Genomic DNA, 13,931 nt, shown 5'->3' with positions numbered 1-13,931 from the left:
CGAGTTATCCACAGCCCGCCGCTCGGCGCAGCGGGCTGCGGCCGGGACGTGGGTTCATGGGCCAGACCGACCTCCGACTGAAAGGAACACCCGTGGACACCCTCAACGCTGACGGCACCTGGGACCGCCTCGGCTCGATCGCCCAGCTGCTGCACCAGGCCGCTGCCCAGGTGTGGAGCGACGCCGACGAGGCCGCCCCCGACTCCCCGCTCCATGACCTCGGGCTAGGTGTCTACCTCGCGCACTCCCAGGCCAGCGCCCTGCTGCCCGACGACTACGAACTGCCCGACGTCGACCCGCTCCCCGACCTCGAGGAGCGCACGCCCCTGCAGCTGCTCACCGAGGCCGAGGAACTGACCCGCCCGCTACCGCTGCACCAGCCGGACCTGGTCCACGGCTGGCAGCTGGTCCTCGACCTGTGCGACCTCATCCGGGAAGCCCGCGGCCTTGGCTACTGACCTGCGCCCCGCGTACGCCGACATCGACGAGGAGCTCTTCGACATCGACCAGATCCCGGTGACCTCGCGCGACGTCCGCAGCGTCGGCGAAATGCTCTTCGACGTCGACTACCAGGCCCGCCAGCTGCTCATGGACGTCGGAGGCGACGACGCCGGCACGCTCCTGCGGAGCTGGCCGACGATGGTCGCGGCCGCGGAGGACCTCTGGGCCTCGCTACCGGGTCGCCGGCCTGGCGTCGACGAGCGCGATCGGCCCATCACCAGCCTGTCGGCGCAAGCCTCGACCATCGAGGCCAGCCTGACCGGCCGGACGGCCTGGCCAGGCCAGGGACCGACCAACCCCCGCGTCGACCAGATAACCCAGACCCTGCTCAACGCCGCGGCTCTGGTGCGCCGCTACGGCGCCGAGATCCCCCACGAGCAGCCCGACGCCCACCGCGACCTCGAGGCAGCCCGGACCAGGATCATGCACGGTCTCTACCTGACCGCCCACGCCGTCAACGTCGCCCTGCACGACAACGGACGCGACCGCGTCAACGACGCCCGTGCGGCGGGCGGCCGCGTCCAGCTGGCCCAGCACCACTCCCCCTACGCGATCGCACCCGCCGGGGTCTGGGTCGATCGGATGTCGGCGTGCGAGAACACCGCACGCAGCTACCTGAACGACCGGTTCGCTCAAGCCCTCGCCGGCGAGGCGATCAGGCCGGTCGACGACCCCGGCCGCCTCGCGCAGGCCTTGGCCAGCTGGGACATCCAGTCCCACCGCGCGCTGGCTCGCGACCTCGCGCCGTCCAACATCTTGCTCATCGCCCGCACGCAGGGACTCATCGCCGGTGCCAGCATGGTGCTCGTCGACGCGGCCGCCACCGCCGGCATCGTCGAGCCGTCGGACCGCCTGGTCCCCGCGATCGCCGAGGCAGGGCGCTCCTGGAGCAACCTGGCCAGCCGCTGGGGCGACCTCGCTCCCCCGGGAGCCCGCCTGGAGGAGCCCTTGGCTCGCGCGGCGGCGGAGGTCCGCGCCGCCTACCGCCAGATCACCCACGACACCACCACCCTCGCAACACCAGAGGTCATCGGCACCCGGCCCGGACTCCCCCAGGCCACCGTGGCGACCCTCCGCGCGATCGAGGCCGGCTCCGAGCTCGCGCACGTCGTAGCCGAGAAGGCCGACACCCCTAACCTCACCGGCCCCGCGCGAGCCCTGTCCCGGCGAGCGCACAACGACGTCGAGTCCGGGCTGGCCAGCCCGCCGGCCGAGGGTGACGTCGTGTGGGTCTCCCCCGCCGACATCCTCGCCCGACGCGCCATCACGGTGCCGCAGCCCGTACGGGAAGCCTTGCGTTCGGCGAGTACGGCAACCGCGGCCGCGGCATCCACCGCGGCAGCCTCTGCCATGCTCGCGCACTCCAACGGCAGTAGCCATCGCCCCGCTTGGCTCTCGGCAGCGGACAACGCGCAACATGGCGGCCACGGCACCCCAGCATCTTCGCCGGACCACGGCATGCCATGCAGAAAGTCTGCGGGCATTGATCGCTCAGCACCTGTCGGACCACTTAGGTGACCATCAGACACCAGGTGGGCTGTGACCACCGAGACCCACCACCGCAGGTCGGAGGAGACACGAGATGGACACGGTGAAGGAGACCCTCAGCGTCGGCGGCCACCGACCGCTAGCTGCTCAGGAGAGCGAACGCATCCTTGAGGATGTCGTCACAGACATGAGCGAGCACGCCACGCCGCCTTCCGACGAGCCCCTCCCGACAGAACGCCGCCGGCTCGCACTCACCCCTGCCACGATGAACATTGCGCAAGCGGCTGCCTACATCGGGATCGCGAAGTCGACGCTCTATACCTGGCGCACGCGACGCCCGGGGTTCGGACCACGCGCGGTGAAGGCGGGCGGCGCACTGCGGTACCGCCGTTCGGATCTTGATGCTTGGATCGAGGCCCACGCCGAGACACTGGATCTCGAAGCGGAAATGGACATCGACGACAACGGCCGGGGCTCGAGGGGTGACCACCTAGCAACATCCAGCACGCTAGGTTCCATGTCGCGACGGTCCCGTCCACGGCATCGGTAGCGCTCAGACCTCAAGAAGGAACGCCCATGGCTCGCCCCCCGCTGCCCATCGGAACATTCGGGACCATCACGACGAAGGAGGTGCGTCCCGGCGTGTATCGCGCGCGAACGCGCTTCCGCGACTTCGACGGCGTCACGCGCGAAATCAAGGGGACCGGTCGAAGCGCCGCCGCCGCAGTACGAGAACTCAAAGTCAAGATCGCCGACCGAAGCGCCCCAACCGGTGACCTCATCGGCCCCGACATGCGAATCAGCCAAGTGGCCGACATCTGGCTCTCGCTGTATCGCGCCGAACAGCGCTCCGAGGCAACTACCGCGAACGAGTACCAACGCATCATCGACAACGTCATCAATCCAGCCATCGGCAACATTCGCCTGCGCGAGGCAACAGCTGGTCGCCTGGAACGGCTCATCAGGTCGCAGGACTCCCATAGCCGCCGCAAGAAGACCAAGACGGTCCTCAAGATGATGTTCGACGCCGCGGTTATCGACGATGCGCTCCCGGCCAACCCGGTCTCCTCCACATCTCGGCTTCGAGGCCAGAAGAAGGACGTCCAAGCGCTCTCGGTGGAAGATCTCAATGCCGTCCGCTCTGCCGTAGACGCCTGGATGACCAAGAAGCGACCCGGTCCAAAGCCGAACCAGGACATGCCCGACATCGTTGACCTGCTGCTCGCCACGGGCTGCCGGATCGGAGAAGTGCTCGCGATCCGATGGACAGACATCGACTTGAGTGCGACCCCGCCGACGGTGTCAATCAGTGGCACGATCAAGACGGAGACGGGAAAGGGCACGTACCGGAAGCCCAAGCCGAAGTCGGACGCTTCAAAACGCACCATCGCGCTGCCGCCGTTTGCTGTCGATGTTCTGATGAGGCGGCGTATCGAGCAACGACGAAATCACTACAACGCGGTCTTCGCCACCCGTAACGGCACCTGGCACCAGGTCGGCAACATCGAGCGGCGGTGGCGCACGATCCGAGCAGACACAGGCTTCGACTGGGTGACGCCACACACGTTCCGCAAGACCGTCGCGACCTTGATCGACCGCCTGGTCGACTCGGACACCGCAGCCCGCGTCCTGGGCCACTCCTCAGATGCGATCACCAAGGAGTTCTACATCGAGAAGGACAGGACCACACCTGACGTGACGCACATCCTTCAGTCCTTCGCCGGCAAGGCGACGACGACCGCATCAGACGACTGACGTCCTGGGGGTGTTTCGAGCACCAGCCCTGCATCTGCTTGGCCCCAACGCCGGCCCAACTCGGTACCTGAGTGGGTCACCCGCGCGAGGGTTTCTGGGACATAAACGCGACATAAGGCAATGTGACTCAAGAAGGCAAGTGGCCCCCGATCTGCGTTTCCGCAGGTCAGGGGCCACTTTCTTGTAGCGGGGGCAGGATTTGAACCTGCGACCTCTGGGTTATGAGCCCAGCGAGCTACCGAGCTGCTCCACCCCGCGTCGGTGAACAGAACATTACATCCACCCCCGGCGAGGCCCAAATCGGGGGTCCCCCGTGCGGGGACCCGGTCACTCGAGCAGGCTCACCGCCTGGTCGACGAGCTCGCGCCCCTCCTCCATCAGCTGCGCCCAGCGCACCGTGTCGCCGGCCTGCTGCGCCTCGTCGGCCTCGGCGAACTTCGCCTCCGCCTGCTGCAGCAGCTCGCCCACGGTGGCGTCGCCACCGGGCGTCGGGTTCTCCCCCGGCGTCTCGGTCGGCTGCTCCGCAGGCTCCTCGGTGGGCTCCTCAGTCGGCTCCTCGGTCGGCTCCTCCTGCGTCTCTTCCGAGCCGTCGGACGGGCTGGCGGTCAGCGCGTCCTCGATCGCACCGCGCAGGGTCTCGTCGATGCCGACGCGACCTTCGTAGGAGACGAGCACGAAGCGCAGGATCGGGAAGTTCGACTCTCCCTCGCGCCGGGTGTAGACCGGCTGGACGTAGATGAAGTCCTCGCCGATCGGCACGGTGAGCAGGTTGCCCGGCACCCGGTCGGCGTCACCTGTCGTGTAGGGCAGCAGCGCCTGACTGACGTCCTCGTTGGTCGAGAACGTGTTGGCGATCTGCAGCGGTCCGCCCGTCGGCTCGTTGGGCAGCTCGAGCACCGACACCTTGCCGTAGTCGGCACTGGTGGCGTCGCTGTTGACCGCCATGTAGGCCGCGAGGTTGTTCTCCTTGTCGCGCGGCACGTAGACCGAGGTCAACGACCACTCCTCCCCGTTGCCGGTGTCGGTGAAGAGGCGGTAGGGCGGCTGGAGGCGGCTCGTGAGCTGCGGGTCGCTCGGCACCTCCCAGCGGCTCGAGCCCTCGAACCACGCCGAGGCCGAGGTCTCGTGGTAGCGCTGGAACTGGTAGCGCTGCGCCTTGAAGAGATCCTCGGGGTAGCGCAGGTGCTCCATCAACGCCTCCGGGATGGCGTCCTTGGGCTGCACGACGTCGGGAAAGACCTCCTGCCAGGCATCGAGGATCGGGTCGTCCTGCCACTCGTAGAGCGACACGGTCCCGTCATAGGCGTCGACCGTCGCCTTCACCGAGTTGCGGAGGTAGTTGATCTCGTCGGTGGGCAGGGTCTGGAAACCGTTGTTGTCCTGGAGGGCGTCGTCGGTCATGGTCTCCAGCGACTCCCGCTGCGACAGCGGGTACTTGTCGGTGACCGTGTAACCGTCGAGGATCCACTGGATCCGGCCGTCGACCACCGCCGGGTAGGGATCGGAGTCGACCGTGAGCCACGGCGCGACCTTCTCCACCATCTGGCGCGGGTTGCGGTCGTAGAGGATCTTCGAGTTCTCGTGCACCCGGCTCGACAGCAGCAGGTTCGGCTCGCTGAACCGCACGGCGTAGAGCAGCTGGTTGAACAGGTTGCCGATCGGCACTCCGGCCTCGCCGGTGTACGTCGTTGCCACGTCCTCCTCGCTGCGGTCGCCGCGCGGGAGGTCGAACTCCACCGGTCCGCCGTCGGGGTCGAGACCCACGATGCTGTAGGACGGGCTCTGCTCGCCGAAGTAGACCCGGGTCTCGTAGCCGTCGGGCCCGCCGAGGCGGGACAGGGTGTCCTGGTCCACCTCGGCGCCCTCGGCCCACTGGATGCCGATCTCCTGCGACGAGTCGTCCTCGGGCCGCTGGTTGGCGAAGGCCGCGATCACGCCGTTGCCGTGGGTGTAGGCGGTGTGGAGGTTCGACCAGTTCTGGTCGTTCTCCGCCAGGCCGCTCTGGTCGAGCTCGCGCACGCCGATCACCACGGCACGGTCCGTGCCGTCGACCTCGTAGCGGTCGACGTCGAGCACGTTGGGCACGGAGTAGTAGGCGCGGACCTGCTGCTGCTGCTCGAAGATCTCGCTGACGATCTGCGGGTCGACCAGTGGGATCTTGGCGGTCATGCCGTCGAGCGCCTCGAGCCGGCCGTCATCGGCCACGGCCGTGCCACCCACGTTGCGCACGTCGATCTGGTCGAGCTGGTAGGCCGCGCGCGTCGCGTCGATGTTGGCCTTGATGTAGGGGCCCTCGCGGTCGGGGACGTTGGGGTTCACCCGGATCGCCTGGACCACTGTCGGGACGATGAGGCCCAGGATGATCGCCGACAGGGCGAAGAGCGCGACGCCGACCGAGGGCAGCAGCCAGGTGCGGCGCCAGATGTTGGCCAGGAACAGCAACGCGCAGACGATGGCGATGCCCGCGAGGATCTCCTTGGCCGGCAGCACCGCCTTCTCGTCGGTGTAGCCCATGCCGGTGAAGATCGAGCCCGAGTTGGTGACCAGGTCGAAGCGGTCGAGCCAGTAGTCGAGGGCCTTGGCGATGACGAACATCGCCAGCAGCGCCGACACCTGGATCTGCGCGGCACTGGTCAGCCGCTCACCGGGCCGGGCCGAGAGGCGGATGCCGCCGAAGAGGTAGTTCATCAGGATCGTGGCCATCAGGCCGACGACCGCGAGGGCCATCACGTAGTCGACGAGGTAGTGCCAGAACGGCAGCTCGAAGACGTAGAAGCCGACGTCCTTGTTGAAGTAAGGGTCCTCGGTGCCGAAGGACTGGCTGTGGCGCCACAGCGAGTACGTGCGCCACTGGCCCGTCGCCGACGCGCCGGCGAACAGGCCCAGGACGGCCGCGGCGCCGCCGATGACCCACCCCATGCGGGGCGCGAGCAGCTCGCGGTAGCGGTCCATGCCGTCGTCGGGCATGCCGGGCATCCCGGGCCACAGCACCGGGCGGAACCGGTAGGCCATCGCCATGGTGATCGCGACGGTCGCGGCCATCAGGCCCGCGAAGACCAGGAAGAGCCCGATGCGCGTCAGCAGCAGGGTCGTGAACACCTCGCGGTAGCCGACCGAGCCGAACCACAGCCGCTCGGTCCAGAACGAGGCGAAGCCGCTGAGCAGCATGAAGCCCACGACGAGCACGATGGAGGTGATGACCAGCGCCCCGGGTCGGCGCGACGCCGTGGCGACGGGGCGCTGGCCGCCCGGCCCGCCCGGTCCGCCGGGTCGCTGGGGTCCGTCGGGACCGCTCGGTCCGGACGGTCGGTCGAAGGGATTGCTCATGCCTGCCCCTGCTCGGGTGAGTCGTGCGGTGAGTCGTGCGGGTCGTGGAGGGTCGCGTGGAGGAGCTCGAGGAGCCCGGGCACCAGCTCGGTGCCGTCGACGACGGACTGCTCGTCGTCGTGGGCACGGAGCCGCAGCGCGCAGTACGACGCCCCGGCGCGCGTCACGCCCGCCACCATCCGGACCTCCTGGCGGTCGGGGTGCTCGCGGGCGAAGAGCTCGGCAGCGGTCGGGTCGTCGGGCAGCTCGTCGTCGGCCCCGGGCGGCAGGACCAGCCGCTCGATGACGGCGGCGCAGCCGGAGACGCTGTCGGGCCACGCGATGGTCTGCAGCGCCTCCTCGAGGGCTTGGCCGGGTGGGAGGCCGTCCTGCTCGATCGGGGTGAAGGAGCCGTCCTCGCCGGGGCCGTCGATCGCCATCATGGCCGCGAGCGCGGGCTCCTGGGCGACGAGCTCGGCGGTGTCCACGAGCGCGTAGAGCCGCGCCGGCTGGTCCCAGCCCGCCTGCGCGACGTGGGACTCGATCTCCAGCACGGCGGCGGCGAGCGCGGGGTCCTCGGGCAGCGGCTGCGGCTGCGGTTCGAGGTCGGGGGTGGTCATGACGCGGTGTCCTCACAGCTCGGGAGCGGGGCGTTGGGGTCCTCGACCCAGGTGGCGAGGGTCTCGACGGCGCGGTGCATGGTGGTGGCTCGGGCGAGCTGCATGTCGCCGGGGTCCACTCCCCCGATGCCGTTGCAGTTGTCGGCCGGGACGAGGAAGAGGTCGGCACCGGCGTCGCGCGCGGCAGCGATCTTCTGCTGGATGCCGCCGATGGAGCCCACCTCTCCGGCGGGCGTGATGGTGCCGGTGCCGGCGACCTCGAAGCCGTCGGTGAGCGACCCGGGCGTGAGGGTGTCGTAGATCGCCAGCGACATCATCAGCCCAGCGCTCGGCCCGCCGATGTTGTCGGCGATGTCGACGCTGACGCGGTAGGGGAAGTCGAAGCCCACGCCCGGCGTGATGCCGACCCGCAGGTCGTCGTCGACCTGCTCGGGGGTGACGTCGACCTGCAGCTCGCGCTCGCCGCGGCGCACGAGGAAGCGGATCGGCTCCCCGGCGCGCGCCCGGTCGACCGCGTCGACGACGTCCTGGGCGTCGGTGACCTCGGTGCCGTCGACCTCGAGCAGCACGTCGCGCACCTCGAGCCGGCCCTCGGCGGGCAGGCCGGGCGTGACGTCGAGGACCTCCACGATCGGGTCGACCTCCTCACCGAGCTCGGTGAGCGCGGCGGCGATCGCCGTGTCCTGCGAGGAGACCATCGCCACCGCCGACTGCCGGTCGTTGGACTCGTCGGTCTCGTCGGGGCCGTAGATCGACGACCGCGGCCAGACCGCCGCGTCGGGGTCGAAGTAGGCCCGCAGCAGCTCGGGGAGGGTGACGTCCTCCTGCGGCGTGCTGACGAAGACGGTGGTCATCCGCAGCTCGCCGTCGTCGTAGTAGGCCTCGTGGCCGTCGACCTGCACGGTCTCCTCGCCGTCGCGGGCCGCAAGGATGTCGACGGTCGGTCCGGGGTAGTAGGTCACGTAGGGCAGCGGCACGAAGGCAGCGGTCCCCCACAGCACGGCGAGCAGGCACAGCGCGAGCAGTCCCGCCCTGGTCCGGTGACTCATGGGCGCAACTCTCTCAAACGACCGCAACCGTGCGACAACTAGGACGCGCGGCGGGTGGTGCCGTCCGCGTCGGCGCCGTGGCTGGGCCGCACCGCGATGCCCGTGCTGCGGTCGCGCGCGGGTGCAGCCGTACGCCGGGTGCCGGCCGGCAGGTCCTTGGCGAGGGCCTTGCCGAGGCGCTCGACGGCGACGTCGCGGTCGACCTCGCCGCGGCCGTCGCGGCTGACCCACGAGACCCACAGCATCGCCGCGCCCGTCAGCACGACGGACGGCACGAGCCACAGCAGGATCTCCACGTGCCGAGCGTAGGCGTCGGCGCGGCCGGGACGAGGCAGGCGCTACGGCGTGCCGACCCACTCCTCGCTCGCGTCGTCGAAGACCTGGTGCTTCCAGATCGGCACCTCGGCCTTGATGGTGTCGATGAGGTCGCGGGACGCGGCGAACGCGTCCCCGCGGTGGGCGGCCGTGGTGGCCACGACCACTGCGAGGTCGCCGATGCGCAGCTGGCCGACGCGGTGGACCGCCGCCACACCGCGTACGTCGTGGTCGGCGGCGACGCGGCGGCACACGTCCTCGAGGCGGGCCAGCGCCGTCGGGTGGGCCGAGTAGTCCAGGGCCGTCACGCCCTTGCCGCCGTCGTGGTCGCGCACCTGGCCGACGAAGAGCGTCAGGCCGCCGGCGCCGTCGTCGCCCAGGGCGTCGAGGACCTCGGTCACGTCGAGCGGGGTGTCGCGGATGTCGACGAGGCGCAGGAGGTCGGTCACGGGCCTGAGTCTAGGACGACGGCCGTGCTGCCGGGGGCCGCGCGGGTCTGGGCGAGGTGGGTAACGTGGGAGGCATGAGTGACACCCCCGGAGGCCCCGGTTCCGGTCAGGGCCCCGACGACGACAACCCCTTCAAGGGCACCCCCTTCGAGCAGATCTTCTCGCAGATGGGCGGCTTCGGCGCGGGCGGCGGCATGCCCGACCTCAACGCGCTGATGTCACAGATGCAGTCGCTGTTCGCGCCGCACGACGGGCCGGTGAACTGGCAGACCGTGACCGACCTGGCCCGCCGCGCCGCCGCACAGGAGCCCGACCCGGCCGTCAGCGCCGCCCAGTCCGCGGCAGTCGCCGATGCCGTACGCCTGGCCGACCACTGGCTCGACACCACCACCGAGTTCCCCTCCGGCGTGAGCACCACCGCCGCGTGGTCGCGCGCGGAGTGGATCGTGGAGACGATCGACGTGTGGAAGGTGCTGGTCGAGCCCATCGCCGGCTCTGCCACCACCGCCCTCGGTGACGCCATGCCCGAGGAGATGCGCCAGCTCGCCGGGCCACTGATGGCGATGCTCGGCAAGGCCAGCGGGGCCATGGTCGCCTCGCAGGTCGGCAGTGGCCTGGGTGCGCTCGCCGGCGACGTGCTGAGCGCCTCCGACATCGGCCTCCCGCTCGGCCCGATCGGCAAGGCGGCGCTGCTGCCCACCAACGTGAAGGCGTTCGCCGACGAGGTGCCCGACGTCACCGACGACGACGTCCTGCTCTACCTCGCGCTGCGCGAGGCGGCCCACCAGCGGCTCTTCGCAGGCGTGCCGTGGCTGCGCGACCACCTCATCGGCGCGGTCGCGGAGTACGGCGCGGGCATGGACTTCGACACCTCCGGCATGGAGGAGAAGCTGCGCGAGGTCGACCTGGTTAACCCGGCGGCGATGCAGGACGCGCTCGCCGGCGGCCTGTTCGACCCCGAGCCCTCCGCCGCCCAGAAGGCCGCCCTGCAAAAGCTCGAGGTCACCCTCGCGCTGGTCGAGGGCTGGGTCGACGAGGTCGTCAGCCAGGCCACCGCCGAGCGGATGCCCGCCGCGGCCAAGCTCCAGGAGACCGTACGCCGCCGGCGCGCGGCCGGTGGGCCGGCGGAGCAGACCTTCGCCACCCTCGTCGGCCTCGAGCTGCGCCCCCGCCGGCTGCGCGACGCCTCCACGCTGTGGGGCTCGCTGCGCACCCGCCAGGGTGCCGAGGCCCGCGACGGCGTGTGGATGTCGCCACACCTGCTCCCCACCGCCGAGGACCTCGACGACCCGCTGGGCTTCCGCGAGGACTCGGTCGCCCCCGGCACGCTGTCGGACGAGGAGTTCGACGCCGGCCTGCGCGACCTGCTCGACGGTCCCGACACCCGCGAGTGAGCCTCCACCACGACGCCCGGACCGTGCTGTCGGCCTGGACGCCGCCGTCCGCGCGCGACCGCGAGCTGCGCGACCGCTTCGTGGCGCACCTCGACGCCCACCCCGACGGGATGGAGCGCGGCTGCCTGCCCGACCACCTCACCGCCGGGACCATCGTGCTCGCGCCGGACGCGAGCGCGGTCCTGCTCAACCACCACCGCAAGGCCGGTGGCTGGTTCGCCTTCGGTGGCCACTGCGAGCCTGACGACACCACGCTGGCCGGGGTGGCGCTGCGCGAGGCCCACGAGGAGTCCGGGCTGCCCGCGCTCGACTTCGACCCGGTGCCGCTGGACCTCGACGAGCACGCGGTGGAGTTCTGCGCCCCGGGGACGGTCGTGCACCACCTCGACGTCCGGTTCGTCGCCACCGCTCCGCGCGACGGCGCGCACGCCGTGAGCGAGGAGTCGCTCGACGTGCGGTGGTGGCCCGTCGACGACCTGCCGGACCTCTACCCCGACATGCGGCGCCTCATCGGCGACGCCGTGGCGCGGCTGCGGGGCTGAGGCGCCTACTCCTCGCCGTCCGTCCCGGGCGGCGGCTCGAGGCGGGCGCCGGCGCTGTAGCCCTCGAGGTAGCCCTTGGCCTTCTCGGCCCTGGGGTAGCGGTCCACCCACGCCCAGAACTGCGGGGTGTGGCCCGACTCCAGCAGGTGGGCGAGCTCGTGGACCAGGACGTAGTCGACGACCCAACCGGGCATCTTCTGCAGCCGGTCGCTCAACCGGATCGAGCGGTCGCTGGGGGTGCAGGAGCCCCAGCGGGCGTTCTGGTTGGTCACCCACCGCACCGACGCCGGGACGGCCAGGCCGCCGAAGTAGTGGTCGTTGAGCTTGGCCGCGCGCGCCACGAGGTCGTCGTCGGAGCGCACCTTGCGCCGCTCCTGGCGCTCGATGCGCGCGACCATGTCGGCGACCCAGGTGGCCTCGTCGCGCTTGCTCATCGTGGCCGGGATCAGCACCACGATCCGCTCGCCGTCGCGGTAGGCCGAGACCGTACGCCGTCGGCGGCGCGAGCGACGCACCTCCACCTCGGGGGTGCTGGGCGACGTGCTCATGGGCCGAACCTAGCCTCCCGCACCCACACCGCGGCGGTGAAACGCGCCGGTCACAGCCGCGCAGCGGCCCAGTCCAGGAGCCGGTCGCGCTCCCAGGTGGTGACGATCCGATCCGGATCGATCCCCGCCTCGGTGGCCCGCGCCGCGCCGAAGTCGAGCATGTCCAGCTGCCCGGGCGCGTGCGCGTCGGAGTCGATCGAGAACAGGCACCCGAGGTCGCGGGCGAGCTCCAGCAGCGCCGTCGGCGGGTCGCGCCGCTCGGGGCGGGAGTTGATCTCGACCGCGACCCCCTCCTCCGCGCAGGCGGTGAAGACGGCGCGCGCGTCGAACTGGCTCGGCGGGCGGGTGCCACGGTTGCCGGTGACCAGGCGTCCGGTGCAGTGGCCCAGGACGTTGGTGTGGGGACTGCGCACCGCGGCGACCATGCGGCGCGTCATGGCGTCGCGCTCCATCCTGAGCCTGGAGTGCACCGACGCCACCCGGACGTCGAGGCGTCCGAGCATCTCCGGGGTCTGGTCGAGCGCGCCGTCGTCGAGGATGTCCACCTCGATCCCCTTCAGCAGCGTGAAGGTCCCGCCGAGATGCTCGTTGACGGCGTCGACCACGTCGAGCTGGCGCCCGAGCCGCTCCGCGCTCAGGCCGTTGGCCACCCGCAGCCGCGGGCTGTGGTCGGTGAGGACGAGGTAGTCGTGGCCCAGCTCCATCGCGGTCATGGCCATCTCCTCCAACGGCGAGCCGCCGTCGGACCAGTCGGAGTGCGAGTGCAGGTCGCCGCGCAGCAGCGCGCGCAGCTCCTCCCCGGCCGGAGCCAGCGGGCCGGCGGTCTGCTCGAGCGCGACCAGGCGCTCGGGGACCACGCCGTTGCACGCGTCGGTGATCACCGCCGCGGTGCTCGGTCCGATGCCGGGCAGCTCGGTGAGCGTGCCGGCGTCGGCGCGACGGCGTACGTCCTGCTCGGCTAGCGGCAGGATCGTGCGGGCGGCGTTGCGGAACGCCTCGATCCGCCGGGTCTCCTCGCGCTGGCGCTCCATGAGGAAGGCGATGCGGCGCAGGGTCGCGACGGGTCCGAGGTCGTTCGTGGTCATGTCAGGCTCCCGTCAGAGGCCGCGGAACTGCGGGGTGCGCTTCTCCTTCGCCGCGGCGATGCCCTCCTGGAGGTCGGCGGTCGCGAGCGTCATCGGCTGGGCGAGCGCCTCCCACTGCAGGGCCGACTCGAAGTCGGCGTGACCGCCGTCGGCCAGGGCGACCTTCGTCAGGCGGGCGGCGATCGGGGCGGTGGCGGCGATGCCGGCGGCGGTCTGCAGCACCTCGTCGAGGAACGCATCAGGGTCGATGACGCGCGAGACGAGGCCCAGGCGCAGCGCCTCGTCGGCCTCCACCACGCGGCCGGTGAGCAGCAGGTCGCGCGCATGGGCCGGGCCCACGACGTTCGGCAGCAGCCAGGTGCCGGCCATGCCGGCGTGCATGCCGAGCTTGTTGAACGGCAGGCCCAGCTTCGCGCCGCTCGCGGCGTAGCGGATGTCGCAGGCCAGGGCGAGGCAGAGACCGGCGCCGATGGCGTGCCCGTTGACCGCGGCGATGGTCGGGACCTCGAGCCGGCGGATCGACAGCCAGGCCCGGTAGAACGGCATCATCCGCGAGCGCAGCCGGTCGACGCTCGCGTCCGGCTCGCTGGCGATCCACGAGGTGTTGCCGCCGGAGCAGAAGGCGCTGCCCTCCCCGGTCACGACGACGGCGCGCACCGAGGTGTCGGAGGCCAGCGCGTCGATCGCGGTGACCCACGACGAGGTCATCTCGTCGCTCATCGCGTTGCGCATCCCGGGGTTGTCGAGGGTCAGCACGACGACCCCCTCGGACGGGCGTTCGAGGCGCAGGTGGACGAGGTCTTCAAGGGCGTCGGACATGGGTCGAGGGTACTGATCGCGGCCGTCGGCGCGAGAGGGGGTTTCACGCTCAGCGCGTGG

14 protein-coding genes and 1 tRNA gene are annotated in these 13,931 nt (G+C 70.8%); 6 read left to right on the top strand and 9 right to left on the bottom strand.

Annotated features, from left to right (window positions below; all coding sequences use genetic code 11):
- Positions 1-92: 92 nt before the first annotated feature.
- From CFI00_RS06425 to CFI00_RS06410, 4 genes are all read left to right on the top strand, one after another.
- On the top strand, positions 93-458 hold the full coding sequence (locus CFI00_RS06425) for a hypothetical protein (protein WP_207084418.1): 366 nt from the start codon (positions 93-95) through the stop codon (positions 456-458).
- Positions 448-2,019 (top strand): hypothetical protein, encoded by a 1,572-nt coding sequence (locus tag CFI00_RS06420; protein ID WP_207084417.1) that lies wholly within the window; start codon positions 448-450, stop codon positions 2,017-2,019. The genes CFI00_RS06425 and CFI00_RS06420 overlap by 11 nt, the downstream gene beginning before the upstream one ends.
- A gap of 64 nt (positions 2,020-2,083) precedes the next feature.
- Entirely contained in the window at positions 2,084-2,539 is a 456-nt protein-coding gene (locus CFI00_RS06415) for a helix-turn-helix domain-containing protein (protein WP_207084416.1), read from the top strand.
- A 26-nt stretch (positions 2,540-2,565) separates the two neighbouring features.
- Positions 2,566-3,744 (top strand): site-specific integrase, encoded by a 1,179-nt coding sequence (locus CFI00_RS06410; RefSeq protein WP_207084415.1) that lies wholly within the window; start codon positions 2,566-2,568, stop codon positions 3,742-3,744.
- A gap of 184 nt (positions 3,745-3,928) precedes the next feature.
- Here the strand turns inward: CFI00_RS06410 and CFI00_RS06405 are convergent.
- The 6 genes from CFI00_RS06405 to CFI00_RS06380 all read right to left on the bottom strand — a co-directional run bounded on the left by CFI00_RS06405 (position 3,929) and on the right by CFI00_RS06380 (position 9,483).
- A tRNA-Met gene (locus CFI00_RS06405) sits at positions 3,929-4,002 on the bottom strand.
- Between the two features lie 69 nt (positions 4,003-4,071).
- Complete coding sequence (locus CFI00_RS06400) at positions 4,072-7,071, bottom strand: UPF0182 family protein (protein WP_207084414.1); 3,000 nt, start codon at positions 7,069-7,071, stop codon at positions 4,072-4,074.
- Positions 7,068-7,670: a PPA1309 family protein gene (locus CFI00_RS06395; RefSeq protein WP_207084413.1), complete on the bottom strand. Its 603-nt coding sequence runs from the start codon at positions 7,668-7,670 to the stop codon at positions 7,068-7,070. Before CFI00_RS06395 ends, CFI00_RS06400 begins: the two co-directional genes overlap by 4 nt.
- The gene (locus CFI00_RS06390; RefSeq protein WP_207084412.1) at positions 7,667-8,719 is read right to left on the bottom strand and encodes a S16 family serine protease; all 1,053 of its coding nucleotides are present in this window, start codon (positions 8,717-8,719) and stop codon (positions 7,667-7,669) included. Before CFI00_RS06390 ends, CFI00_RS06395 begins: the two co-directional genes overlap by 4 nt.
- Before the next feature lie 38 nt (positions 8,720-8,757).
- Positions 8,758-9,015 carry a hypothetical protein gene (locus CFI00_RS06385; RefSeq protein ID WP_242532717.1) on the bottom strand — a complete coding sequence of 86 codons (258 nt, stop codon included), beginning with the start codon at positions 9,013-9,015 and terminating at the stop codon, positions 8,758-8,760.
- A 42-nt stretch (positions 9,016-9,057) separates the two neighbouring features.
- On the bottom strand, positions 9,058-9,483 hold the full coding sequence (locus CFI00_RS06380; protein WP_207084411.1) for a molybdenum cofactor biosynthesis protein MoaE: 426 nt from the start codon (positions 9,481-9,483) through the stop codon (positions 9,058-9,060).
- Positions 9,484-9,557: 74 nt separating this feature from the next.
- On the opposite strand from CFI00_RS06380, the gene CFI00_RS06375 reads away from it, so the two are divergent.
- Positions 9,558-10,877 (top strand): zinc-dependent metalloprotease, encoded by a 1,320-nt coding sequence (locus CFI00_RS06375; RefSeq protein WP_207084410.1) that lies wholly within the window; start codon positions 9,558-9,560, stop codon positions 10,875-10,877.
- Entirely contained in the window at positions 10,874-11,419 is a 546-nt protein-coding gene (locus CFI00_RS06370; RefSeq protein WP_207084409.1) for an NUDIX domain-containing protein, read from the top strand. The genes CFI00_RS06375 and CFI00_RS06370 overlap by 4 nt, the downstream gene beginning before the upstream one ends.
- Before the next feature lie 5 nt (positions 11,420-11,424).
- Here CFI00_RS06370 and CFI00_RS06365 read toward each other — a convergent pair whose 3' ends face one another.
- Genes CFI00_RS06365 through CFI00_RS06355 form a run of 3 tightly spaced genes read right to left on the bottom strand, consistent with a single transcriptional unit; the run spans position 11,425 to position 13,871 of the window.
- Positions 11,425-11,967: a M48 family metallopeptidase gene (locus tag CFI00_RS06365; protein WP_207084408.1), complete on the bottom strand. Its 543-nt coding sequence runs from the start codon at positions 11,965-11,967 to the stop codon at positions 11,425-11,427.
- Positions 11,968-12,017: 50 nt separating this feature from the next.
- Positions 12,018-13,052 carry a PHP domain-containing protein gene (locus tag CFI00_RS06360; protein WP_207084407.1) on the bottom strand — a complete coding sequence of 345 codons (1,035 nt, stop codon included), beginning with the start codon at positions 13,050-13,052 and terminating at the stop codon, positions 12,018-12,020.
- 12 nt (positions 13,053-13,064) lie between these two features.
- A complete protein-coding gene (locus tag CFI00_RS06355; protein WP_207084406.1) occupies positions 13,065-13,871 on the bottom strand; it encodes an enoyl-CoA hydratase-related protein in 807 nt (268 codons plus the stop codon).
- Positions 13,872-13,931: the final 60 nt, after the last annotated feature.

It is taken from the genome of Nocardioides sp. S5, assembly GCF_017310035.1.
Lineage (GTDB): Bacteria > Actinomycetota > Actinomycetes > Propionibacteriales > Nocardioidaceae > Nocardioides.
Note: the sequence above shows the minus strand (reverse complement) of the source record. Positions and strands in the feature narration are given on the sequence as shown.